Genomic DNA, 23820 nt, shown 5'->3' with positions numbered 1-23820 from the left:
AAAACTAAAAATCTGGTTCCCAAAAATGCTTTTCAAGATCTACTATTTGGTTATCTACTACAGTTATTCCTTCATTTTCAAGCAATTGTTGCATCAAATTAGTTCCATCAAAATGATGTTTTCCAGAAAGCAAACCTTTCCTATTTACAACTCTATGTGCTGGCACGTTTTCCATATTATGACTTGCATTCATAGCATAGCCAACCATTCTCGCAGAACGAGCGGCTCCAATGGCTTTTGCAATAGCTCCATAAGAAGTTACTTTTCCTTCAGGAATTAAACGAACAACATCATATACTCGTTCGAAAAAATTTTCATTATGTGACTCTTTTGCTTTCAATTTTAAGAAGAAACCATTTTATAAATAGAGGAAATGGCAACAATACCTGTAATTGCCGCTATAATAAAATTAATGTTTTTGATTAAAAACCCAACTTTATTCTCAATTTTTTTAAAAATTGATACATAGATATGAAATACTAAAAGCGTTCCTAAACCTGCTCCAGCAACAAAAAAGAGATTTGAACTCGTTGAAAATTTAAAAATATATTTTGAAGACAAGGTTAAACTTGCAAAAACATAATAAGGAATCGCAAACATATTGAATGAGGATAAAATCATTCCATAAAGAAATCTATTCTTTTTATTTTCAATCGTCACTTCTGCTTTCTCTTTTTTAGGTTTAAGTCCATTATAAATAAAAACAAAAGTTAGTACAATAAATATTAGTACTGCAAATTTTTTTAAGTTTTCACTCACAACAGGATGACTATCTAAAAACTTAGCAAAATATAATCCTAAAAAACATTGTAAAACAACAATTAAACCTGCTCCGTAGCCAAATAAAAGACCTGCTTTTTTATTTTCATTTACACTAAGCTTTGCAACCATCATGTTCAGCATTCCTGGTGGAAGAATTCCGATAAAAGCGATTAAAAAACCTAATAGTAATGAGATTAAGTATTCCATTTATTATTTAATCTTAAATTGAATATAGGTAATTGGTTTATTTTGTTCTAGATATTGACTTTCATAAAATGTTTGAATTTTTATAACTTCATCTGGAGCTCCTTCATTTTTATACACATTATGGTTAGCATAAAGTACTTCATGACCTTCACCATGCAAAAGGCCTAATGTATAGCCATGCATAAATTCACTATCTGTTTTTAAATGCATCAAACCATTTGTCTTTAATATCTTTTTATATCGTTGCAAAAACTCAGTGTTTGTCATTCTATGTTTGGTACGTTTGTACTTAATTTGTGGATCAGGAAAAGTAATCCATATTTCATCTACTTCATTTTCATTAAAACAATGTTCGATAAGTTCAATTTGTGTTCTAACAAATGCTACATTATTCATTCCTCTTTCTTGAGCTGTTTTAGCTCCTCTCCAAAAACGAGCCCCTTTTATATCTATTCCAATGAAATTTTTATTAGTATATCGTTCCGCTAAACCTACAGAATATTCTCCTTTTCCACAACCTAATTCCAAGACTATAGGATTGTCATTCTTAAAAAATTCTTTATTCCATTTCCCTTTTAATGGAAAGTTGTCAGAAACCACTTCTTCTCTAGTTGGTTGAAATACGTTTGCAAAAGTTTCGTTTTCCTTAAATCGCTTCAGTTTATTTTTACTTCCCACTTTGATTATTTAATTTTTGGTAAAATTAATGAAATAAAGTTTTGATAATGATTGATTAACCTTAATTAAAGTTAAAATTTCTTTATTTGTGAGATATTTATTTTATTAATAATGACATTAAAGTGTTTTAATTCAATAGAATAACTAGTTTTTTTATCGTTATAAAATGAAAAAAAGAAAAGTAGAAGTAGTTGTTATCTCAGATGTTCATCTAGGAACTTATGGTTGTCATGCGAAAGAATTATTAGAATATCTCTCTTCAATTAAGCCCAAAACACTAATTTTAAATGGAGACATTATAGATATTTGGCAATTTAGAAAATCCTATTTCCCTGCTAGTCATCTTAAAGTAATCAAAAAAATAATCTCATTAAGTTCTAATGGAACAAAAGTATATTACTTAACGGGCAATCATGATGAGTTTTTGAGAAAATTTACTGATTTAAATCTTGGAAACTTACATTTATTAAACAAATTGGTTCTAGAATTAGACGGAAAAAAAGCTTGGATTTTTCATGGAGATGTTTTTGACTCTTCAATAACACATGCTAAATGGTTGGCAAAACTAGGTGGTTGGGGCTATGATATGTTAATTTTAATTAATCGTTTTTTAAACTGGATATTAGTAAAGTTAAAACGAGAACCTTATTCCCTTTCTAAAAAAATTAAGAACAATGTGAAATCAGCTGTAAAATTTATAACTAACTTTGAAAATGTATGTACCGAACTGGCTATTGAAAATAATTATGAATATGTGATCTGCGGACATATACATGAACCTAAAATGGAAACAATAACAAATTCTAAAGGTTCAACCATTTATCTTAACTCTGGAGATTGGATAGAAAACTTAACCGCTTTGGAATACAACAAAAAAAAGTGGAAACTTTATAAATACAAACCCGAAGTTCAATATAATAATGATGACTTATATTTTGATTATGAAAATCAATTAGCAGAACAATTTATATCTATAATAAAAAAATAATTTTAAAATCAGATGTCAAAAAAAATTCTTGTTGCCCCTCTTAATTGGGGATTAGGTCATGCTACAAGGTGTATCCCTATTATAAAAGCGCTAGAGAAAAATAGTTTCGAGCCCATTATTGCCTCTGACGGAGTAGCTCTTGAATTATTAAAAAAAGAATTTCCGCATTTGATTTCCATTATGCTCCCATCTTACAATGTTACCTATGCCGAAAAAGGGAGTAATTTTAAAATAAAATTGATTTCTCAAATTCCAGACATTATAAAAGCTATAAAGCAAGAAAAAAAAGTTACTAAAAAACTTATTGACAAATACCAAATTGAAGGAATAATTTCAGATAATAGATTAGGTGTTTTTTCAAAAGATGTCCCATCAGTATTTATTACCCACCAACTAAATGTTTTAACAGGTAATACCACATGGTTCACTACTAAATTACACCATCACTTTGTAAAAAAATTTACTGAATGTTGGGTTCCTGATAAAGAAAAAAGTCCAAATCTCTCTGGTGATTTAGGTCACTTAGAAGAACCCTTTAAAAATATTAAATATATTGGTCCTTTAAGTAGACTTTACAAAAAAACGAGCCCAAAAAAATATGATTTAATGATTATTCTCTCTGGTCCAGAACCTCAAAGAACACTATTAGAAGAAAAATTAATTACCGAACTAAAAGGATCTAAAGAAAAAACACTCTTTATAAAAGGTACAATTGAAAAAGAACAAAAAGTAACTGAAGAAAACAACATTACCTATTACAATTTCATGAATAGTGAACAGGTTGAAATAGCTTTTAATCAAAGTGACAAAATTTTATCCAGATCAGGCTACACTACTGTTATGGATTTAGCTCAACTTGGCAAAAAAGCTTTTTTTATCCCTACTCCAGGACAATATGAACAAGAGTATTTAGCAAAAAAATTCAAAAAAGAAGGCATTGCTCCATGTTGTAAACAAGAAGATTTTGAAATATCAAAATTAAACAAAATAGATTTATACAGAGGATTTAGCAATTACACAACTGATGTTAGTTGGAAAAAATTATTTTGTCTTTTCCAAAGTAAATGAAAACTCAGAACCAATTCCAAATTGACTTTCAATATAAATTTTTTCTTTATGCCCTTCTATTATATGTTTCACAATTGCAAGTCCTAAACCAGAACCTCCTTCACTTCTAGCTCCGCTTTTATCTACCCTATAGAATCGTTCAAAGAGTCTAGAAATATGCTGCTTTTCAATTCCCTCACCATTGTCTGTAACCCTTATAATTACTTTATTATTCACTAAGTCTTCAATGCTTACTTCCGTAGTTCCCCCTTGTTTTCCATATTTAATAGAATTCATAACTAAATTAGTAACTACTTGTTGAATTTTTTCTTGATCTGCAATAACTTTAATAGGTTTATATTTTGCATCAAAGGTTAAAGAAATATTCTTTTTAGAAGCTCTCATTTCTAACAGTTCAAATACATTTTGAATAACTTCAACAATATTAAATTCAGTAAGTTCTAAATTAAGATCACCTGTTTCTAATTTGGTAATCATATCTAAATCTTTCACTATATAAATAAGTCTTTCAACTCCTTTCTCAGCTCTTTGTAAGTATTTCTTTCGAATATTTTTATCGTCCATTGCTCCATCTAACAAGGTTAATAAATAACCTTGAACTGTAAATAATGGTGTCTTTAATTCATGAGACACATTTCCTAAAAACTCTCTTCGATATTCCTCCCGAATCTTTAAAGTTTCAATTTCTAATTTTTTATCTCTAGCAAATTTCTGAACTTCCCTTGTAAGAGTAGCCATGTCTGTAGTTACTGGCTGATTTCTGAAAGATGTAGTTTCTAAAAGAGAAACATCGTCATATATTTTTTTTACTCTTCTATAAATAAATCGTTCTACTCTATATTGTAATACGAAAAAAGAGAAAACATATAAAACACAAGCAAACCCAAATACAAACCAAGGGTTATTTTTTAGAAAAAAATGATTAAAAAGGAATAATACTCCAGAAGAAAAGAGAGTTATATAAGTCGCTGATTTAACAGCAAATTTATATGATTTTTTAAAATTAATGACCATTAAAACTCTACCTTATATCCTACTCCTTTAATTGTTTTAAAGAAATCATCACCAATTTTTTCTCTTAATTTACGAATATGAACATCTATCGTTCTTCCTCCTACAACTACTTCATTACCCCAGACTTTGTCTAAAATTTCTTCTCTTGTAAAAACTTTACCTGGTTTTGTTGCTAGCAAATAGAAAAGTTCAAATTCTTTTCTAGGAAGAACAATTTCTTCATCTTGACGAATGATTTTGTATTCTTCTCTATTAATTTCTATATCACCTAAGCGCAAAGTATCTGTTGCATTTGAATCGTCTTTTAATCTTCTTAAAAGAGCTTTTACTTTACTAACCAAAATTTTTGGTTTAATTGGTTTAGCTATGTAATCATCCGCACCTGCATCAAATCCAGCTACTTGAGAATAATCTTCAGAACGTGCTGTTAAAAAAGTAATTATTGTGTTTTCCAATTCTGGAAATTTTCTGATATTTTCACAAGCTTCAATACCATCCATCTCTGGCATCATGACATCCATAATAATTAATTGTGGAAGCTCCTTTTTTGCCTTAGTTATAGCCTCTTTACCATTAGTTGCTGTAACAATTTGATACCCTTCTTGAGACAAATTATATCCTACAATTTCTAAGATATCTGGTTCATCATCAACTAATAATATCTTAATTTCTTTTTTTTTCATAACAATTTTGCTTGTTTCTTAGTGGTAAAGGTAAAGATAATATAAAAAGATTCAAGCGCTTAACAATAATTTAATGAGTTTACATTTAATTAACTTTATAGAAACATTTTTATAATTTACAAGTAACAGTCTAATAACTTAGTTGGAGTTCCTTTGCACCAAAATTCAACAACACGATGAAACTACAATTTTTATTAGGCTTTTTATTTTTAACTACGTTAACCTTTTCTCAGAACGGAACAGTAAGCGGAGTTATAACAGATAAAGAATACAACAACGAACCATTGCCTTTTGCAAACGTACTTATTAAAGGAACAACAATAGGCTCATCAACTGATTATACTGGAAAATACTCTCTTTCTATAAAACCAGGAAGTTATGTTTTAGAAATAGGTTATTTAGGATACGAAACTAAAGAAATCCCATTTACCATAAAAGCTGGAGAAAAGAAAGTGATTAATTACACTTTAGCAGCAAGTGGAGTACAACTAGCAGACGTCGTTATCACTCATACAGTTACAAAAGAAAGTGAAACCGCTTTATTACAAGAACAACAAAAAGCTGTAGAAATTAAACAAGCAATTGGAGCTGAAGAAATCTCAAAAAAAGGAATTAGTGATGTAGCAGCTGCGGTTGCAAAAACAACTGGAATTTCAAAATCAGAAAGCTCAAGCGGAATATTCGTAAGAGGATTAGGTGACCGATATAATATGACTACATTGAATGGGCTTCCATTACCTTCAAACAATCCTTCCACAAAAAATATTTCTCTAGATTTATTCTCAACAGATATTGTAGAATATATTGGAATTGACAAAACATACAACTATAAAAACTATGGCGATTTTGCTGGAGCAAATGTTGATATAGTTTCTAAAAATTATACTGGTTCAGGAATGCTAGAAGTTGGAACTGGATTTAGTGTAAATTCAAATGCAATTCAACAAAATAAATTTTATTTACAAGACGGTCCAAATTTTACAGGATTTAGCAATACAAAAGAACCTTCAAACGGTTTATCTAATTATAATTTCTCTACAAGTTGGGATAAACAAGCTGCCACTCCTATCAATTCTTCTTATTATTTAAGAGGCGGAGATTCTTATTCAATAGGTGAAAATAGCAAATTTAGCTTCTTTATAAATGGATCATTCGATAATGCATATAGTTACAAAGAAGGCGTAAGAAGAGGGTCAATTACACAAGATGGAACAAAAGTTGTTGATTTATTTCAGAATTCATATAATTATTCAACTAACACGAATGGTCTATTAAATTTAGTCTATAAAGTAGACAACAAAAATTTATTTAAAGCTAATTCAATGTATATCAACTCTTCTAACCAAGATCATAGCGAATATACAGGAACATTAAACGTTTTTGACAGAGCTCCGAATGGAGGAGGTTTTTTGAGAAGATCTACATTTGACAGAACTAGTCTATGGGTAAATCAACTATTAGGTGAGCATAAATTATTTAATGAAAGAATTGATTTAAATTGGGGATTATCATATAACATGATGACTAATGTTATTCCAGATAGAATACAAAATACTTTCATACCAAGAAATGATGATGATCTATCTCAAGGTTTAGTCCCTTCAAACTACAATAAAGCAGACAACAACAGATATTATCAAGAAATGACTGATGATGAAGTAGCTGGAAACTTTGCAGTATCTTATAAATTCAAAAAAGATTCAGATGATATTTATAAAGGCAAGTTGATTGCTGGCTATAGTGGAAGATATAAAACAATTAATTTTGATGCTATTCAATACAACATGAAGCCAGTAAATGAAGTCACTCAACCAAATATAGACATAAATAATATTGATTCATATTTTAATCAAAACAACTACAACGCTGGTTTATTTACATTAAGTACTTTGTTTGGTGACGTTAACTCACCGAATGCCTACAAACCTCAGAATTATAATGGTCAACAAATAATTTCAGCAGGATATGGTGCTTTAGAGTATCAATTTACATCAAAATTATTTGTAAATGTAGCTTTCAGAGCTGAATATATCATCCAAGATATTGAATATTTTACAACTCTTATTCCTACCAAGACAAAAAAATTATTTGACACTATGGAATACTTGCCTTCTTTAGCTGCAAAATATGAATTAACAGAGAAGCAGAATATTAAACTAGCCGCTAGTAAGACTTATACATTACCACAATTTAAAGAAAGAGCTCCATTCTTATATGAAGAGGTAGGCCAAGCATATTTTGGTAATCCATACTTATATAATTCGACTGACTACAATTTTGATTTAAAATGGGAATATTTTCCTAAAAACGGTGAAGTAATTTCTATTACAGGTTTTGGTAAATACATCCAAAATCCTATAAATGAAACAACTGTTGCATCAGCTTCTAATGATATTTCTTGGATTAATTCTGGTGAAAGAGCAATTGGTTTTGGTGCTGAACTAGAGGTAAGAAAGTTTATTTATGAAATAGAGAATATTTCATCTGACACAGGAGAAAGTTTAAGTGCTGGATTAAATGTATCCTATTTACACACTAATCAAGATTTAGACAAAAATAAAGTTTTCAAAGAAACCAAAGGTTTTATAAACGCTTTCTTCACATATGACGAAAGTGCTCTAACAGGGGCGTCAGATTTATTAGCCAATGCTGATATTAGTTTCAACAAGAAAATGGCAAATGAAAAATCAATTACAGCAACATTTACTACTGGTTATTTTTCAGATAGAATCTATGCTTTAGGAACTAATTACAAAGGCAACATTGTTGATAAAGCAGTTGTAACTGCAGATTTTATCTTAAAATATAAATTAAATAAAAATTTAGGGATTGGTATAAGTGCTAAAAACTTAAATAATCCAACCGTCAAAAGGGTTCAAGAAACACAAGATGTAACTATTTCTGAATACAAAAAAGGTAGAAATTTTGGTTTTTCATTGAAGTATGAATTCTAAACAATAAATTAACAATTAATAAAGATTGGGCTGTTTTTCCATAAAGACAGCCCTTTTTTTATTAATAAACACATAACATTTACATAAAACTCTAGTAGCAATCTATACTTAAATTTGCTGTATTAAAATTAAAATAACACAATCTAAAATGAAAAAATTATTATTATCTGCTTTAACAATTGCAGCTTTAACACTATCATCTTGTTCAAGAGATAATGGAGATGATACAAACAATGTTGTAACTATTGATCCTTCTAATTTTCAAGGTACTCTAAAATCAGGACAAACGCTAACACTAGATCCATCAATAACTTACAAATTAACTGGACCATTTGTTGTTGAAAACGGTGCATCTGTTACATTTCCAGCTGGAACAAGAGTAGAAGCTTCTGGTGGAACTTCAGCTTATATTGCTATTTCTCAAGGAGCCTACATATATGTAAATGGTACTGCTAGCAATCCAGTTATTATGACAAGTGCTATTAGCTCACCAAGTCAAAGTGATTGGGGTGGATTAGTAATTTGTGGAAAAGCATATACAAACAAAGGAGGTTCTAATGGAGAGTCAGCTTTAGCAGAAGTATCTAACTTAACTTATGGTGGTTCAGACAATAATGACAGCTCAGGAGTAATTCGTTACTTAAGAGTTGAATATACTGGTGCCGCTTTCTCAAGTGATAAAGAATTTAATGGTGTTTCTTTATTCGCAGTAGGATCTGGAACAGTATTTGAAAACGTTGAAGCTTACATGAGTGGAGATGATGGAATAGAATTCTTTGGTGGAGCCGTTAATGCAAAAAACTTGGTAATTGTTAATGCACAAGATGACGGATTAGATTTCGCTGATGGATTTACTGGATCATTTGAAAATGTTTTTATAAAAGATATTGAAAAAGCAGGTGTAGAAGGTTCTAACAATGGAGACAACTTTGACGCAACACCTAGAACAAATGCAACTTTAAAAAACTTTACTATTTTAAAAGGTTCACTAGCTGGTTCAGAGCATGGAATGTATTTAAAAGAAGGAACTGGATATTGGAATTGTCAAAATATTTATATAGATGGTTTTACTAAAGGTTTAAAAATTAAAGACGCAACAACTGATGCTGTTTCTAATGCTAACATAGATAATAGTCATGTTCTTTTTAACCCAATTTATTTCGGAGCTTCTATCACTACTCAATCTGAATATGCAGGTACAAACACTTCTTACATAACAGTAGGTAGTAATACTGGAGCAGGAAGCAATCAAAATGCTCCTTCTTGGACAACTGGTTGGACTATAGGATTATAATTTTTCTATACTAAAAGTTAAAAATCCCTCAAAATGAGGGATTTTTTATTTGGCATTGTTATTGTATTATAAATTTTGATTATATTTACCCTGTAATAAAATAGTGCGAGTGATAAAAAAATACTTTTATATAATTCTTTTTAGTACCCTTTTGTTTTCTGTAGATGCTTTATCACAGAACACTAAAAGCAATCCAAGTACTAGCAAAACTCAAGAACTTTCAATTGAGGGACTAACTATTTACCCTAACCCTGTAAGTAATGGAAAAATCTACATCACTTCTAAATTAGGTTTAGAAAAGAAAGTAGAAATTTTTGATGTTTTAGGTAAAAAAGTATTTGAAGCCATAGTTACTACAAAAGAAGTAAACATTAGTGCTCTAAATACTGGAGTATATATCGTAAAAGTAAAAGAAGAAGAAGCTTCTGCCACTCGAAAACTAATTATCAATTAGTTACTAAAACCCCAATCTCTTATTTAACTATTATTTTACATACCTATTTTCATAAAAATGAAAATTGTTCATACATTTGTAGACATTTAAAAAACTTAAAAAAATGAAAAAAATTTACTTTTTATTTACCTTATTTATTTCCACAATTACTTTTTCTCAAAATCTAGCAATTAATGGTGATTTTGAAAATTTTACAACTGGAGTATTAGATACATGGACAAATGATCCAGGAATAACTATTGAAGAGGAAACAACTATTATATCAGAAGGTGTTAAATCTGGAAAATTCACAATCACAACTCAAACACAAGCAAATACAGATTTAAGACAAACAATAAATGTTATAGCTGGAACTACATATGATGTTTCAGTAGATATTTATGCTTTAGACAATGGAGCTAGAGCTAGACTATTTGTAGAGACATACCAAAATTATAGTGATGATTCCGTTTTAAATCAATGGCAAACATTAACATTTACTTATACAGCTACTACATCTGGACCAATTGACATCGGATTTAGATTTTATGACACCTCTGCTAATTGGATGGGATCATCAATTATGTATATCGATAATTTTCAATTCGTAGCACAATTAACACCTAGTTTAGCAATTACAAGTCCAACTGATGGATCAACAACTCCGAACACTGATATTGATGTAGCATTTAGTGTACAAAATTTTGCCGTAGCAAATCCAGGATCTGGAGATGGACACATTAGCTATACTGTTGATACTGGTTCAGCAACTGATAAATTTGACACTTCAGTTATTTCTTTAACTAGCTTATCTACAGGGGCACATACTATTTACATGGAACTTGTTGATGATTCTGGTACACCTATATCACCAGCAGTAAACTCAACAGTAAATTTTACAGTTAGTCCTTTTACAGTAGTCAATAACCTTGCTACATTAAGAGCTGATGTTATTGCAAATGGAGATGGCTTATTTTATGAAATTTCTAGTGAAGCAATTGTAACCTACACTAGAGCAGCAAGAAATCAGAAATACATTCAAGACGGAACAGCTGCTATTCTAGTTGATGATAATGCTGGAATCATATTAAACACTTTCAATGAAGGTGACGGAATGACAGGTCTTAAAGGACAAGCAATACTTTATAGTGGCGTTTTACAATTAGTGCCTTATGAAGACATTACTGCTTCTTCTACTGGAAACACAATCACTCCTGAAGTAGTAACAATCTCTGATATTACAGGAAATATTGAAGCTTATGAAAGTGAATTAGTGCAAATCAACGGAGCTACTTTTGCTGACGGAAATGGAGCTACAACTTTTGCTGTAAATACTAACTACGATATTTCTGACGGAACAACTATGGCATTTAGATCTATTTTTGCTGAAGCTAATTATGTAGTTAATACTGATTTAGTTCCAACGGGTGCTAACAACATAACAGTACTAGTTGCTGAATTTAATGGAACTCCTCAAGTTGTTGCTCGTGATTTAAGTGATTTAGCTTTATCAACAAAATCTTTTGATGCAATTGAAGGTTTAACTATGTATCCAAATCCATTATCTGGAAACACTTTAAACTTCTCTTCTACTGCTAATACTACCATGAATGTTCAAATTTACAACATGTTAGGTAAAGAAGTAGCTAAAGGAAATGTAATCAACAATTCATTCAACACAGGAAACTTAAACGCTGGAGTTTACATCGTTAAAGTAACCGAAGAGGGAAAAACTGCTACAAGAAAATTAGTAGTAAAATAATACTATTGTCATTCTGAATTTATTTCAGAATCTCAAAAAAGCATAAAAAGCACCAACTTATCGTTGGTGCTTTTTTATTTAGATATAATTAAAGTTCCCCTTTGAAACTTGGTTAAATCATCAATACATTTAATAGCTTCATACTTATTAAGCACATCTTCATGAATTAAATTAGAATCTAACTCAACTCTTTTACGATAATTTTCGCCAATAAAATCAACTACAGTAAGCTTATTTTTTTCACAAAGTTCTAAATAATAAACATAAGACAACCTATTAGTATATGCTATCGAATTTCCTGCCCAATAGTTCCAATATTTATCCGAAAACCTTAAAAAATTAAATTCAGAAATAGACTTGTCTTGAAAAAAACCTGGATTAGCAAAATGATCAATAAAATTTATGGTATGTACAGACAAACCGTCATCAACTAACCATTTACAAGTTTTTTCAAAAAGTGAATTTAAAATATCTGGATGTACATGCTCTAAAACAACTTGAGATGTTATATAATCAATTGATAAAACATGTTTTTCAATATCATCAAATTGATAAGGAGCTATATAAATTACATTTAAAAACTCAAAAAGTTCATTAAATGTTTCTTTACTTAGTATAACATCTATTAATTTGAGGATTTCATTTTTAGAATAAATACTCTTCGAAACGATTTCATTTAAAAAAACATCTTCATTTAAATATTTAGATTGTTTCTTAAAACTAGAGAAAATCAAATCTGATGTCACATCTACAGTAACAATTTTTTTAAACCCAAGTAGACGAAGTACAACCACCGAAATAGCAGAATAACCTGTACCTATTTCCAGAGCCACTCTATCCTTTTTAAGAAAATCAGATTTACAATAATCAAACTTACGAATACATTCATGACTTTGATAGCTAAAAACATTTTTGTGATATTCTTGACTTAAAGTAACTGGAATATGGTTTAATTTATCACCTAATAAACTTAAGGATAAAATTTTTTGTAATGTCGCTTTAATTTTCCAATTCATAATTCAAATATAACATGTAATTCTTCAAAAAATAATTATTTTTGTATAAATTAAAATCTATAAAATGAACTTTTCTTTTTCAACATTATTAATGTTCTTTATAAGTTATATTACTTATTCACAAATAAGCAGTCCTAATGGACAAGTTTCTTCAACAACCAATCCTTCAACAGAAAACATAGGAATTGGAACAACAACTCCCACAAGTAAGCTTGAAGTTAACGGAGACTTAAAAGCAAAAAAAGGAGATTTTTCTGGTAGAGAATTATCTGATGAAACATTCTCAAATTATGATGAAGGAATAAATGAAAGTATAATTTTTGCTGCAGGAAAAACTAACCCTATAAATTCTCAAAGAAGAATATTCAACATGTATGACATGTCAATGATAAGCCCATACAATATTAAAGCAGTAGGTTTTTTCATAAATGATAGACTTGGAAAAGAAAGATTTAATATAAATATATATGAAGGATCAACCACACTACTTACCTTATATGATCAATCACAAGGAGAATTTTTTAAAGTAAATGATTATGGTGATCAAAGAGGAGCTTATTTGCAAATTCCTAAATCAAATAGTAAAGTAATTATTGGTGGTTTTTCAAATGACCCAATAATGTCAACTCATAAGTTTGTTGTAAAAGGAAGTTCCTTGATTCAAGGAGACATACTAACTGATTCAAATATTGGAATTGGAACTTATAATTTTACTGATGGATCAGAAATTTATCGCTTATCAGTAAAAGGAAAGATTAGAGCAGAAGAAGTTAAAGTTTACAATACTTGGGCAGATTATGTTTTCAATAAAGATTACGATTTGCCTTCATTAAAAGAAGTTGAAAACCACATTAAAGAAAACGGTCATTTAATTAATGTTCCTAGCGCAAAAGAAGTAAAAGGAAATGGTTTAGAGTTAGGAGAAATGGCTAAAATTCAACAAGAAAAAATTGAAGAATTGACTTTGTATATAATTGAGCAGAACAAAATAAATGAGAAGCAAAATCAAGAAATTGAAGAATTAAAAGCTTTGGTGAAAAAATTACTAGAAAAAAGTAAATAATACATTTAAAAAAAATTAAAAGCACCAACACATATAGTTGGTGCTTTTTTTATTTTATACTTTTGCAAAGATTTCAATTTTAGTTAGCCAGAATATAATTTTTTGGTTTGTATTTACTTTCCTTGAAAAGGGCATCTAGAAATTGGAAATGTGATGTATAGCCCTGATAGGAACGGCATCCTTTGCTTTTTTCTTTAAAAAAGCAAAGATATAGTGGATAGCAGGTGTGCTTTTCAACCGAAGGTCTATTTTGTGCTCCTACAAATAAAATAGAATTTAATTAAAATGATTGCAACCGAAGATATATTTACCATTTCAAGTAAAAGAGATTTTGAAAAACTAGCCCTTAAAGTTTTTCGATATCAATTTGACAACAATAAAGTCTATAACGAATTTTGCTCTTTATTAGGAAAGGACAAATCCAATGTAAAAACGCTTGTAGAAATTCCTTTTTTACCTATTCAATTTTTTAAAAGCCATGAAATTATAAGTACTACAGAAAGTGTCCAAGAAACCTTTACCAGTAGTGGCACAACTGGAACGCAAACTAGTAAACATTTTGTAACGGATCTTTCTGTTTACGAACAAAGTTATCGCAAAGGGTTTTCTGAGTTTTATGGCAATATTGAAGATTATTGTATTTTAGCTTTACTTCCATCCTATTTAGAAAGAGAGGGTTCTTCTTTAATTTATATGGTTGATGATCTAATTCAAAGTAGTAATCATCCAGATTCGGGATTTTATTTGAATAATTATCAGGATTTGGTTACCAAATTAATTACATTAGACAAATCGGGTCAAAATGTAATTTTAATTGGTGTGACTTATGCTTTATTGGATTTAATTGAACTGCATCAATTTGAGTTAAAGAATACGATTATCATGGAAACAGGAGGAATGAAGGGGAAACGAAAAGAAATTATTCGTGAAGAATTACATAAAATTTTATGCCAAGGTTTTGGAGTTCCTGTCATTCATTCTGAATATGGCATGACCGAATTATTGTCGCAAGCTTATTCCTTAGGAAATGGTGTTTTTGAATGTCCACCGTGGATGCAAATTCTCACTAGAGACACAGAAGATGCTTTATCTTATGTTGATTACGGAAAAACGGGTGGAATTAACGTAATAGATTTAGCAAACATCAATTCATGCTCGTTTATTGCTACGCAAGATTTGGGTAAAAAAAATCCCAACCATTCTTTCGAAGTGTTGGGACGTTTTGATAATTCTGACATTAGAGGTTGTAATTTGATGGTTTTGTAAATTAAACCACTCTAATTACATAATAATTTTTCTTTCCTTTTTGTAATAATAGGAATTGATTATTAATTAAATCTTCATTAGTAATAACTCTATCCTCTTTTACTTTTGTTTTATTCAAAGAAACTGAATTTTGTTTTAATTCCCTTCTAGCATCGCTATTTGATGCTAAAAAATTAGTTTTTGTAGCCAAAGCAGCAACCATATCTAAACCTTCCTCAAAATCAGATTTAGAAATTTCTACCATTGGAATACCTTTAAAAATATTTAATAAATCAACTTCAGACATATTTATAAGTTCTGACATATCTTTACTAAAGAAAGCATTTGAAGCAAACACTGCTCTATCAAGCTCTTCTGGTGAATGTACTAATAGCATTAACTCTTCGGCTAAACGTTTTTGTAACACTCTTACATGAGGAGCTTCATTGTGCTCTGCAATTAATTTTTCAACAGTTTCTTGATCTAAAAATGTGAAGATTTTAATGTATTTTTCAGCATCAGCATCAGTCGCATTTAACCAAAATTGGTAAAAGGTATATGGCGTGGTTTTATCTGCATCTAACCACACATTTCCACCTTCAGATTTTCCAAACTTAGAACCATCTGCTTTTGTAATTAATGGTGTTGTTAAAGCATAAGCTTTTGAAACCTCATCATTCCCAACATTCATTCTGCGTACTAATTCTGTTCCCGTAGTAATATTTCCCCATTGGTCACTGCCTCCCATTTGCAATAAGCAATTGTATTCTTTATTTAAATGGTAAAAATCATACCCTTGAATCAATTGGTAGGTAAACTCTGTAAAACTCATACCTTCTGCACCATCATCACCACTTAAGCGTTTTTTTACAGAATCTTTAGACATCATATAATTCACTGTGATACGTTTTCCAACATCACGAGCGAAATCAATAAATGAAAAATCTTTCATCCAATCGTAATTATTAACTAATATAGGAGCATTTTCATCTTTAGCATCAAAATCTAAAAAACGAGATAAAACTCCTTTTATTCCATTAACATTGTGATTTAAAGTAGCTTCATCTAACAAATTACGCTCATTGGATTTCCCAGACGGATCACCTATCATTCCAGTTGCACCACCTACTAAAGCAATAGCTTTGTGTCCGAACCTTCTTAAGTGCATTAATAAAATAATTTGCACTAAACTTCCTATATGTAAAGAATCTGCTGTTGGATCAAAACCAATATAAGCTGTTGTAGCTTCTTTTAGTAATTGTTCTTCTGTTCCAGGCATCATATCGTGAAACAAGCCTCTCCAACGTAATTCTTCTACTAAATTCTTCATTTCTCTAATTAATTTTGACAAAGATAGTTTTTAGTTTAAAAGTTTAAAAGTTTAGGTCTTTAAAAGTTTATTCCAATCAAAGAATTTTTATCTTTACCTTATGGTATTAGTTACAGGTGCAACAGGATTAGTCGGCTCTCATTTACTTATTCAACTGCTTCAAGAGAATGAAACAGTAAAAGCCTTATATAGAGACAAGAAGAAAATTGAAGCTGTAAAAAATGTTTTTTTACATAAAGACAAATTAAACTTATTTGAAAAAATAAACTGGGTTCAAGGAGATATAACAAATATACCTTCTTTAGAAATTGCATTTGATACTATTAGAGAAGTTTACCATTGTGCTGCTTTAATTTCATTCGACCCAAGAGACGAAGAAAGGCTTAGAAAAACGAATATTGAAGGCACAGCCAATGTTGTAAATTGTTGTTTAGATTCTAAAATAGAGAAACTTTGCTATGTTAGCTCAATTGCTGCTTTAGGTGACGCTAAAGAAAATGAATCTATAATTAGCGAAGAAACGGAATGGAATCCTGAAAAATTACACAGTGATTATGCCATTTCTAAATATGGAGCAGAAATGGAAGTTTGGAGAGGACAACAAGAAGGCTTAAAAGTTATCATTGTGAATCCAGGAGTGATTTTTGGATTTGGCTTTCCTAAACAAGGTAGCAGTTTCTTTTTCAATTCGATAAAAAAAGGAGCTACATTTTATACAAAAGGAAAAACAGGTATTATAACTGTTGAAGATGTTGTCTCAATTATGTATTTACTAATGCAACAAAATAATAATGGTGAACATTTTACTCTTGTAGCTGAAAATGTAACATTTGAAACTATTTTATTTTGGATTGCAGATGCCATGCAATTAAAAAGACCATTCATTAATGCTAACAAAACACTAACTAATTTCGCTTGGAAAATAGATTGGTTACTGTCTAAATTATCAGGTAGAAAAAGAAAGTTCACTAAACAAACTGCAATAGCATCTCACAAAAAAAGTGAGTATAGTACCATTAAAATTAAAAAAAAGACAGAGTATTCCTTTACTAATATGAAAGAGTATCTTTATTATCTTTCAAGTTATTACCAGTAATTTTTTTTCTCTCTAAAGGTGGTTTTTCTGGTTTATTTCTAATTTCTTCAGCAACCAAAGTATCTATTTCTGTTTTTTCTTCTACTATTCTTTCAGTAACTTTTTTATACATTCTTTTATATTTTTTAAAATCAGATGCATAATAAAGTTGATTTTGATAATAAGTAGCACTATCAATACTGTATTTTAAATAAATATAATTTTTAATTCTAATTTGATTTTCTGTTAATCTATTAGGCAGATAAGCTTCTGCTGCTTGAAGTAAAGCAGTGTCATATAAAATATCTACCATAATATCTTCATCCAATAATTTATCTGGTTTAGGAACCGGACTTTCATTGCATGAGATAGAAGCCAGTAACAACAAAAAAACAATTTTCTTCATAATTATTCTCTTTCAAATAGCAACCTTTGAGCTGCTTTTACTTCTTTAATTCTCCCATTAGAATAAACCAATCTACCGTTAACAAATGTATGTGTAACCCTAGATTTAAAATTAGTCCCTTCAAAAGGAGACCAACCACAATGGTATAAAATATTTTCTTTTTTTACATTCCACGGCAAATGAGGGTTTACTATGGCCAAATCTGCATAATATCCTTCTTTTATAAAACCTCTTTTTTCTATTTTGAAAATTTTAGCAGGATTATGACACATTTTCTCTACTACTTTTTCAACAGAAATCTTCTCTCTATGAACAGCCTCAAACATAGCTACAACCGCATGTTGCACTAATGGTCCTCCTGAAGGACAACTCGTATAAGGATTGATCTTTTCTTCTAAAGTATGAGGAGCATGATCAGTTGCGATTACATCAATTCTATCGTCCAATAATGCATTCCATAATGCTTCTCTATCATCAACCGTTTTTACTGCAGGATTCCATTTTATTAAAGACCCTTTATTCTCATAATCTTCATTACTAAACCAAAGATGATGTACACATACTTCTGCTGTAATTTGCTTTTGTTCTAAAGGAATTTTATTGGTAAACAAATCCATTTCCTTAGCTGTTGACAAATGAAACACATGTAATCTTGCTCCTGTTTTCTTAGCTAAAGCAATTGCTTTCGAAGAAGACAAATAACAAGCCTCTGCGCTTCTAATTAAATGATGATACTTCATAGGGATATCATCATCATATTGCTCTTTATATTTCTCTAAATTGGCTTTTATAGTTCCTTCATCTTCACAATGAACTGCAATTAACATTTTGGTAGATGAAAATATTTTTTCAAGCACCTCTTGATTATCAACAAGCATATTACCAGTTGAAGAACCTAAAAACAATTTTATTCCAGCAACATTTCTAGGATTCGTTTTTAATACTTCTTCTAAATTATCATTGGTTCCACCCATCATGAAAGAATAATTCGCATAAGAAGTCTTGGCTGCAATCTTATATTTATCTTCTAATAACTCTTGTGTTATAGCATTTGGAATAGTATTAGGTTGCTCTATAAAAGAAGTAATTCCACCTGCTATAGCTGCTCTACTTTCTGTCTCAATCGTACCCTTGTGTGTTAACCCTGGTTCTCTAAAATGAACTTGATCATCTATTGCTCCAGGTATTAAATAACTCCCTTCTGCATCAATAATAATACAGTCAGATGATTTTAAACTTATTTGTTCTGCAATTTCTTTTATGAACTCGTTTTCAATTAACACATCTCCTTCAAAAACAACTCCTTCATTAACAATCTTTGCATTTTTAATTAAAAAAGTACTCATTATAATTTGTTAAAAATTTTTCTTATTCGTAATAATATCACTCCAAAAACAGCTTCCCTAATAATTGAACCACTCATTTTTGATTGTCCTTTTGTTCTATCTGTAAAAATTATAGGAACTTCAACAATTTTGAATTTTTGAACATAAGCCCTATACTTCATTTCTATTTGAAACGCATAACCTATGAACTTTATTCTGTCCAGATTAATTTTTTCTAAAACATTCTTTTTGTAACAAATAAATCCAGCTGTCGCGTCATGAATTTTCATACCAGTAATCCACTTCACATAAACAGAAGCAAAATAAGACATTAAGACCCTATTTAAAGGCCAATTAACCACATTTACTCCTGTTGAATATCTAGATCCGATAGCTACATCTGCATTTTCTGTCTGACAAGCATATAAAAGTTTTTCTAAATCATTAGGATTATGTGAAAAATCAGCATCCATTTCAAAAATAAAATCATAACCTTCATTTAAAGCCCATTTAAAGCCATGAACATAAGCAGTTCCTAATCCAGATTTTTTAGATCTAATTGAAAGAAATAAGTTGTCTTTAAATATCGATTGTAGTTCTTCAATTTTTTTTGAAGTTCCATCAGGTGAATTATCATCAACAATTAAAATATGAAAAGTAGTATTTAGTAAAAATATTGCCTTTATAATACTTTCAATATTTTCAATCTCATTATATGTAGGTATAACTACTAGTGCCTTCAATATTCTTTTATTTAATTTTCGAATACAAAAATAAACTATTTCTTAAGTTTATCTCTTAATAAATTTATAATAATTATTTGAAGTTAATTTTTGTAAATTTGCCACAAATGCAAGCAATACAATTTCACGAGAGAATTATTCACTTTAAAGACTGGGCAACAATTTTATTTGTCCTAAGTTCACTTATTATAGGAATAAACAAAAATGTATTCCAAGCTCGTTTTAATGAGTTCATTAAACTAGCTATATCAGATAAATATACCAAAATCTACAAAGACACTAGTAACTTGATGAGTGGATTTACAATCTCAATGTTTTTCGTTCAACTTTTTTCATTTGCTTTTTTTATTCTTTTATTATTAAAACAATTTAAATTTACAAAAAATAGCGAAGGAATTGTCTTTTTACAAATTTTTACTTTCATTGCTGTATTTATTTTATCAAAATATTTAATTGAGAAAATTATAGCTACTTCTTTTAAAATTGAAGAGTTCAGTGAACAATTTAATTTATTGAAAGTCAGCTACCGAACTTACTTTGGCTTCCTTCTTTTACCAATTAATGTAATACTTTACTATAATCCTGTTTTAAATAAAGACTGGATTTACTATGGAATCATAGCAATTATCATCATTATCAACTTAGCAACCTATTTTGTTGCTTTAAAAATGTATCAAAATTTAGTATTACGCAAAATATTTTATTTTATTTTATATCTTTGCACCCTTGAAATAGCACCTTACTATTTTATCTATTATTTTATTACAAAAAATTAGAACAAAGCGTATGTCAAATTTAAAAGTGAAAACAATTTTGGTTTCACAACCAGAGCCTAAAGTAGAGAATTCCCCCTATTTTGAGTTACAAAACAAACTTAAAGTTAAAGTTGACTTCAGAACCTTCATACACGTTGAAGGTGTTCCTGCAAAAGAAATTAGAGCTCAAAAAATAGATTTAAATAATTTTACTGCTATTATTTTAACAAGCAGAAATTCTGTAGATCATTTTTTTAGAGTTGCTGAAGAAATGCGTTTTAAAGTTCCAGAAGATTTGAGGTATTTTTGTCAATCTGAAGCTGTTGCTTTTTACCTGCAACGTTATGTGGTTTATAGAAAACGAAAAATTTATGTTGGTCAAAAGGATTTTGTTGATTTAGCTCCTTTAATTAAGAAGTACAAAGACGAAAAATTCTTATTACCAGCATCTGATCAGCTAAATTATGACATTCCTCAAACCTTAGATAGTTTGAAAATTTCTTGGACTCCTGCAATTTTTTACAAAACTGTAATGAGTGATTTATCTGATTTAAAAGACGTTTACTATGATGTTCTTGCATTCTTTAGTCCAACAGGAATAAAATCACTTTTCAAGAATTTTCCCGATTTTAAACAAAACAACACTCGTATAGCCGTTTTTGGTACAACTACACATAAAGAAGCTATAGATAGTGGTTTAAGAGTAGATATAATGGCTCCTTCTCCAGGAACACCGTCTATGACAGGTGCACTTGAAAAATACATAGTTGAAGTAAATAAAGGAAAATAACTTTATCAAACATAACAAAAAAAGGGTTCTAAATTATTTTAGAACCCTTTTTTAATAGTTAATTTTATTTTACAAAACTGGACCTGCTTTTACTAATTGCTGTCCTTCTGTGTTATCTGTATATTGTTCAAAGTTTTTAACGAATCTAGTCGCTAAATCTTTTGCTTTTTCTTCCCATTGACTTGAAACTTCGTAAGTATCTCTTGGGTCTAAAATAGCTGAGTTTACATCATGTAAAGAAACTGGTACTTCAAAATTAAAAACAGGAACAACTTTAGTTTCTACCTTTTCTATAGAACCGTCCAAAATAGCATCAATAATTGCTCTAGTATCTTTTATAGAAATACGTTTACCAGTTCCATTCCAACCTGTATTAACCATATATGCAGTTGCATTATGCTTTTCCATTTTTTTAACTAACTCCTCACCATATTTTGTAGGATGTAACGACAAAAATGCCTTACCAAAACAAGCTGAAAAAGTAGGTTGTGGTTCTGTCACTCCTCTTTCAGTTCCTGCTAATTTAGCAGTAAAACCAGACAAGAAATAATACTTTGTTTGCTCAGGCGTTAATTTAGAGACAGGAGGCATAACTCCAAAGGCATCTGCTGTTAAGAAAATCACTTTAGTTGCATGACCCGCTTTAGAAATTGGTTTTACAATATTATCTATATGATTAATTGGATAAGAGACACGCGTATTTTGCGTTACAGAGCCATCTTTGAAATCAATTTTCCCACTTGAATCAATAGTAACATTTTCTAATAAAGCATCTTTCTTGATAGCTTTATAAATATCTGGCTCATTTTCAGCACTTAAATCGATTGTTTTTGCATAACAACCTCCTTCAAAATTAAAAACACCATCATTATCCCATCCATGTTCATCATCCCCTATTAATTCTCTTTTTGGATCTGTAGAAAGCGTAGTTTTTCCTGTTCCTGATAGTCCAAAGAAAACTGCGACATCTCCATCTTTTCCTTTATTAGCAGAGCAATGCATAGAAGCAATTCCTTGTAATGGCAAATAATAATTCATCATGGAAAACATCCCTTTTTTCATTTCTCCACCATACCATGTTCCCCCTATTAATTGAATTTTTTCAGTTAAATTAAAAGCAACATAAACCTCTGAATTTAGATTGTATTTCTCATACTCTTTAAATGAAGTTTTTGAAGCATTCATCACTATAAAATCAGGCTCTCCAAAATTTTCTAATTCAGCCTCTGTTGGTCTAATAAACATATTTTTTACAAAATGTGCTTGCCAAGCCACTTCCATTATAAAACGAACCTTTAATCTAGTATCTTCATTGGCTCCACAGAAGGCATCAACAACGTAAAGCTTTTTTCCTGATAATTGATTGACTGTAGTTTCTTTAAGAGCATCCCATGTTGCTGTTGAAATAGGTTTGTTGTCATTTACTGCCTTATCAGAAGTCCACCAAATTGTATCTTTAGTAACATCATCTTTAACAATGTATTTATCTTTTGGAGAACGACCTGTAAATTCACCTGTCATAACATTAACAGCTCCAAGTTCTGACAATTGACCTCTTTCAAATCCTGATAGACCTTCACTCAATTCTTCTTTGTATAAAAAATCATATGAAGGGTTATAAATAATTTGTGAAGCATTTCTAATTCCATATTTTTCCAACGAAATCGTTTTCGTAATTTGGGCGTAGCTATTCATAAAAAATGAGTTATGTTGTGTATATTTTAAAGTGCAAAATTATAAATTTAATTTTAGAATGAAGAACTAAATCTTATTTTTTAGCAAAACGCAATAAAACATATAACTCCACGACGCAATTAGCAGTAATCCTCCTAAAGGTGTTAAAGGACCAATAATCTTTGTTTTTATTGAAGTAATTATACTTGTTGACAGTAAATAAATTGATCCCGAAAAAAGTATAACTCCAGCTAGTGCAAGATAAAAAACAATTATTTTCTCTTTAAATGTTAAGAAAGAAGTATTTACCACAAACAATAAAAACATGGCATGATATATTTGATAACGAACACCCACTTCAAAAGTAGCCAATTGTTCGGTTGAAATTATTTTCTTTAATCCATGTGCACCAAAAGCACCTAAGATAATACCAATTATTCCCATTAATAAAGCTGTTAAAAGGATTTTCTTTTCCATATTGTTTTTTTTGTAAAGATAAAAATATTGTATTTGTTCGCTTTGTAATTAAAAAAGTAATTTATTTTTTATAAATAT

The 23820-nt window shown here is 29.7% G+C and carries 23 protein-coding genes; 11 read left to right on the top strand and 12 right to left on the bottom strand.

Features of this window, described 5'->3' with window-relative positions:
* Window positions 1-4 precede the first annotated feature (4 nt).
* From FIA58_RS15250 to trmB, 3 genes are read right to left on the bottom strand one after another with little or no spacing between them, the layout of a single operon-like run.
* Window positions 5-340: an MGMT family protein gene (locus FIA58_RS15250; protein WP_140963354.1), complete on the bottom strand. Its 336-nt coding sequence runs from the start codon at window positions 338-340 to the stop codon at window positions 5-7.
* A 2-nt stretch (window positions 341-342) separates the two neighbouring features.
* Window positions 343-969 carry a LysE family transporter gene (locus tag FIA58_RS15245; RefSeq protein ID WP_140963353.1) on the bottom strand — a complete coding sequence of 209 codons (627 nt, stop codon included), beginning with the start codon at window positions 967-969 and terminating at the stop codon, window positions 343-345.
* A 3-nt stretch (window positions 970-972) separates the two neighbouring features.
* Window positions 973-1647, bottom strand: a complete 675-nt coding sequence (gene trmB, locus FIA58_RS15240) for a tRNA (guanosine(46)-N7)-methyltransferase TrmB (RefSeq protein ID WP_140963352.1) — start codon at window positions 1645-1647, stop codon at window positions 973-975.
* 166 nt (window positions 1648-1813) lie between these two features.
* Here trmB and FIA58_RS15235 point away from each other — a divergent pair, with 166 nt between their 5' ends.
* On the top strand, window positions 1814-2635 hold the full coding sequence (locus FIA58_RS15235; RefSeq protein WP_140963351.1) for a UDP-2,3-diacylglucosamine diphosphatase: 822 nt from the start codon (window positions 1814-1816) through the stop codon (window positions 2633-2635).
* Between the two features lie 12 nt (window positions 2636-2647).
* Window positions 2648-3703, top strand: coding sequence for a glycosyltransferase (locus FIA58_RS15230; RefSeq protein ID WP_140963350.1), 1056 nt, complete (start codon window positions 2648-2650; stop codon window positions 3701-3703).
* On the opposite strand, the gene FIA58_RS15225 is transcribed toward FIA58_RS15230, so the two are convergent.
* Together FIA58_RS15225 and FIA58_RS15220 are read right to left on the bottom strand one after the other, a co-directional pair.
* On the bottom strand, window positions 3677-4717 hold the full coding sequence (locus tag FIA58_RS15225; RefSeq protein ID WP_140963349.1) for a sensor histidine kinase: 1041 nt from the start codon (window positions 4715-4717) through the stop codon (window positions 3677-3679). The two genes, FIA58_RS15230 and FIA58_RS15225, sit on opposite strands and share 27 nt — an antisense overlap.
* Window positions 4717-5400: a response regulator transcription factor gene (locus tag FIA58_RS15220; protein WP_140963348.1), complete on the bottom strand. Its 684-nt coding sequence runs from the start codon at window positions 5398-5400 to the stop codon at window positions 4717-4719. The genes FIA58_RS15225 and FIA58_RS15220 overlap by 1 nt, the downstream gene beginning before the upstream one ends.
* A gap of 176 nt (window positions 5401-5576) precedes the next feature.
* Between FIA58_RS15220 and FIA58_RS15215 the strand changes: the two genes are divergently transcribed.
* The 4 genes from FIA58_RS15215 (at window position 5577) to FIA58_RS15200 (ending at window position 11843) form a co-directional block, all read left to right on the top strand.
* The gene (locus FIA58_RS15215) at window positions 5577-8354 is read left to right on the top strand and encodes a TonB-dependent receptor (protein WP_140963347.1); all 2778 of its coding nucleotides are present in this window, start codon (window positions 5577-5579) and stop codon (window positions 8352-8354) included.
* A gap of 148 nt (window positions 8355-8502) precedes the next feature.
* Window positions 8503-9648, top strand: coding sequence for a hypothetical protein (locus FIA58_RS15210; protein ID WP_140963346.1), 1146 nt, complete (start codon window positions 8503-8505; stop codon window positions 9646-9648).
* 109 nt (window positions 9649-9757) lie between these two features.
* On the top strand, window positions 9758-10102 hold the full coding sequence (locus tag FIA58_RS15205) for a T9SS type A sorting domain-containing protein (RefSeq protein WP_140963345.1): 345 nt from the start codon (window positions 9758-9760) through the stop codon (window positions 10100-10102).
* A 103-nt stretch (window positions 10103-10205) separates the two neighbouring features.
* Complete coding sequence (locus tag FIA58_RS15200) at window positions 10206-11843, top strand: T9SS type A sorting domain-containing protein (RefSeq protein WP_140963344.1); 1638 nt, start codon at window positions 10206-10208, stop codon at window positions 11841-11843.
* Between the two features lie 74 nt (window positions 11844-11917).
* Here the strand turns inward: FIA58_RS15200 and FIA58_RS15195 are convergent, their stop codons facing one another.
* Window positions 11918-12859 (bottom strand): hypothetical protein, encoded by a 942-nt coding sequence (locus FIA58_RS15195; protein WP_140963343.1) that lies wholly within the window; start codon window positions 12857-12859, stop codon window positions 11918-11920.
* Between the two features lie 64 nt (window positions 12860-12923).
* Between FIA58_RS15195 and FIA58_RS15190 the strand changes: the two genes are divergently transcribed.
* Both FIA58_RS15190 and FIA58_RS15185 read left to right on the top strand, forming a co-directional pair.
* Window positions 12924-13922, top strand: a complete 999-nt coding sequence (locus FIA58_RS15190; protein WP_140963342.1) for a hypothetical protein — start codon at window positions 12924-12926, stop codon at window positions 13920-13922.
* Window positions 13923-14207: 285 nt separating this feature from the next.
* Complete coding sequence (locus tag FIA58_RS15185; RefSeq protein ID WP_140963341.1) at window positions 14208-15188, top strand: LuxE/PaaK family acyltransferase; 981 nt, start codon at window positions 14208-14210, stop codon at window positions 15186-15188.
* 1 nt (window position 15189) lies between these two features.
* On the opposite strand, the gene tyrS is transcribed toward FIA58_RS15185, so the two are convergent.
* Complete coding sequence (gene tyrS, locus FIA58_RS15180; protein WP_140963340.1) at window positions 15190-16497, bottom strand: tyrosine--tRNA ligase; 1308 nt, start codon at window positions 16495-16497, stop codon at window positions 15190-15192.
* Window positions 16498-16597: 100 nt separating this feature from the next.
* Between tyrS and FIA58_RS15175 the strand changes: the two genes are divergently transcribed.
* Window positions 16598-17593: an NAD-dependent epimerase/dehydratase family protein gene (locus FIA58_RS15175; RefSeq protein WP_140963339.1), complete on the top strand. Its 996-nt coding sequence runs from the start codon at window positions 16598-16600 to the stop codon at window positions 17591-17593.
* Here FIA58_RS15175 and FIA58_RS15170 read toward each other — a convergent pair.
* The 3 genes from FIA58_RS15170 to FIA58_RS15160 are packed head-to-tail and all read right to left on the bottom strand — an operon-like array spanning window position 17547 to window position 20049.
* Window positions 17547-17978, bottom strand: coding sequence for a DUF4296 domain-containing protein (locus FIA58_RS15170; protein ID WP_140963338.1), 432 nt, complete (start codon window positions 17976-17978; stop codon window positions 17547-17549). The two genes, FIA58_RS15175 and FIA58_RS15170, sit on opposite strands and share 47 nt — an antisense overlap.
* A 2-nt stretch (window positions 17979-17980) precedes the next feature.
* Complete coding sequence (locus FIA58_RS15165) at window positions 17981-19324, bottom strand: dihydroorotase (RefSeq protein WP_140963337.1); 1344 nt, start codon at window positions 19322-19324, stop codon at window positions 17981-17983.
* The gene (locus FIA58_RS15160; protein ID WP_140963336.1) at window positions 19324-20049 is read right to left on the bottom strand and encodes a polyprenol monophosphomannose synthase; all 726 of its coding nucleotides are present in this window, start codon (window positions 20047-20049) and stop codon (window positions 19324-19326) included. Before FIA58_RS15160 ends, FIA58_RS15165 begins: the two co-directional genes overlap by 1 nt.
* Before the next feature lie 104 nt (window positions 20050-20153).
* On the opposite strand from FIA58_RS15160, the gene FIA58_RS15155 reads away from it, so the two are divergent.
* Both FIA58_RS15155 and FIA58_RS15150 read left to right on the top strand, forming a co-directional pair.
* Window positions 20154-20822: a DUF4271 domain-containing protein gene (locus FIA58_RS15155; RefSeq protein ID WP_140963335.1), complete on the top strand. Its 669-nt coding sequence runs from the start codon at window positions 20154-20156 to the stop codon at window positions 20820-20822.
* A 10-nt stretch (window positions 20823-20832) separates the two neighbouring features.
* On the top strand, window positions 20833-21591 hold the full coding sequence (locus FIA58_RS15150; protein ID WP_140963334.1) for a uroporphyrinogen-III synthase: 759 nt from the start codon (window positions 20833-20835) through the stop codon (window positions 21589-21591).
* 69 nt (window positions 21592-21660) lie between these two features.
* Here the strand turns inward: FIA58_RS15150 and pckA are convergent, their stop codons facing one another.
* Window positions 21661-23286, bottom strand: coding sequence for a phosphoenolpyruvate carboxykinase (ATP) (gene pckA, locus FIA58_RS15145; protein ID WP_140963333.1), 1626 nt, complete (start codon window positions 23284-23286; stop codon window positions 21661-21663).
* Window positions 23287-23352: 66 nt separating this feature from the next.
* Window positions 23353-23742 carry a DUF423 domain-containing protein gene (locus FIA58_RS15140; RefSeq protein WP_140963332.1) on the bottom strand — a complete coding sequence of 130 codons (390 nt, stop codon included), beginning with the start codon at window positions 23740-23742 and terminating at the stop codon, window positions 23353-23355.
* Window positions 23743-23820 lie beyond the last annotated feature (78 nt).

This window comes from Flavobacterium jejuense, assembly GCF_006491595.2.
GTDB classification, from domain to species: Bacteria; Bacteroidota; Bacteroidia; order Flavobacteriales; family Flavobacteriaceae; genus Flavobacterium; species Flavobacterium jejuense.
Note: the sequence above shows the minus strand (reverse complement) of the source record. Positions and strands in the feature narration are given on the sequence as shown.

What these genes read in the sequence shown, in the direction of transcription:
- FIA58_RS15245 (WP_140963353.1), bottom strand. Translation starts at nt 969, where the DNA reads ATGGAATACTTAATCTCATTACTATTAGGTTTTTTAATCGCTTTTATC.
- FIA58_RS15235 (WP_140963351.1), top strand. Translation starts at nt 1,814, where the DNA reads ATGAAAAAAAGAAAAGTAGAAGTAGTTGTTATCTCAGATGTTCATCTA.
- FIA58_RS15230 (WP_140963350.1), top strand. Translation starts at nt 2,648, where the DNA reads ATGTCAAAAAAAATTCTTGTTGCCCCTCTTAATTGGGGATTAGGTCAT.
- FIA58_RS15225 (WP_140963349.1), bottom strand. Translation starts at nt 4,717, where the DNA reads ATGGTCATTAATTTTAAAAAATCATATAAATTTGCTGTTAAATCAGCG.
- FIA58_RS15220 (WP_140963348.1), bottom strand. Translation starts at nt 5,400, where the DNA reads ATGAAAAAAAAAGAAATTAAGATATTATTAGTTGATGATGAACCAGAT.
- FIA58_RS15215 (WP_140963347.1), top strand. Translation starts at nt 5,577, where the DNA reads ATGAAACTACAATTTTTATTAGGCTTTTTATTTTTAACTACGTTAACC.
- FIA58_RS15210 (WP_140963346.1), top strand. Translation starts at nt 8,503, where the DNA reads ATGAAAAAATTATTATTATCTGCTTTAACAATTGCAGCTTTAACACTA.
- FIA58_RS15200 (WP_140963344.1), top strand. Translation starts at nt 10,206, where the DNA reads ATGAAAAAAATTTACTTTTTATTTACCTTATTTATTTCCACAATTACT.
- FIA58_RS15195 (WP_140963343.1), bottom strand. Translation starts at nt 12,859, where the DNA reads ATGAATTGGAAAATTAAAGCGACATTACAAAAAATTTTATCCTTAAGT.
- FIA58_RS15190 (WP_140963342.1), top strand. Translation starts at nt 12,924, where the DNA reads ATGAACTTTTCTTTTTCAACATTATTAATGTTCTTTATAAGTTATATT.
- FIA58_RS15185 (WP_140963341.1), top strand. Translation starts at nt 14,208, where the DNA reads ATGATTGCAACCGAAGATATATTTACCATTTCAAGTAAAAGAGATTTT.
- tyrS (WP_140963340.1), bottom strand. Translation starts at nt 16,497, where the DNA reads ATGAAGAATTTAGTAGAAGAATTACGTTGGAGAGGCTTGTTTCACGAT.
- FIA58_RS15175 (WP_140963339.1), top strand. Translation starts at nt 16,598, where the DNA reads ATGGTATTAGTTACAGGTGCAACAGGATTAGTCGGCTCTCATTTACTT.
- FIA58_RS15170 (WP_140963338.1), bottom strand. Translation starts at nt 17,978, where the DNA reads ATGAAGAAAATTGTTTTTTTGTTGTTACTGGCTTCTATCTCATGCAAT.
- FIA58_RS15165 (WP_140963337.1), bottom strand. Translation starts at nt 19,324, where the DNA reads ATGAGTACTTTTTTAATTAAAAATGCAAAGATTGTTAATGAAGGAGTT.
- FIA58_RS15155 (WP_140963335.1), top strand. Translation starts at nt 20,154, where the DNA reads ATGCAAGCAATACAATTTCACGAGAGAATTATTCACTTTAAAGACTGG.
- FIA58_RS15150 (WP_140963334.1), top strand. Translation starts at nt 20,833, where the DNA reads ATGTCAAATTTAAAAGTGAAAACAATTTTGGTTTCACAACCAGAGCCT.
- pckA (WP_140963333.1), bottom strand. Translation starts at nt 23,286, where the DNA reads ATGAATAGCTACGCCCAAATTACGAAAACGATTTCGTTGGAAAAATAT.
- FIA58_RS15140 (WP_140963332.1), bottom strand. Translation starts at nt 23,742, where the DNA reads ATGGAAAAGAAAATCCTTTTAACAGCTTTATTAATGGGAATAATTGGT.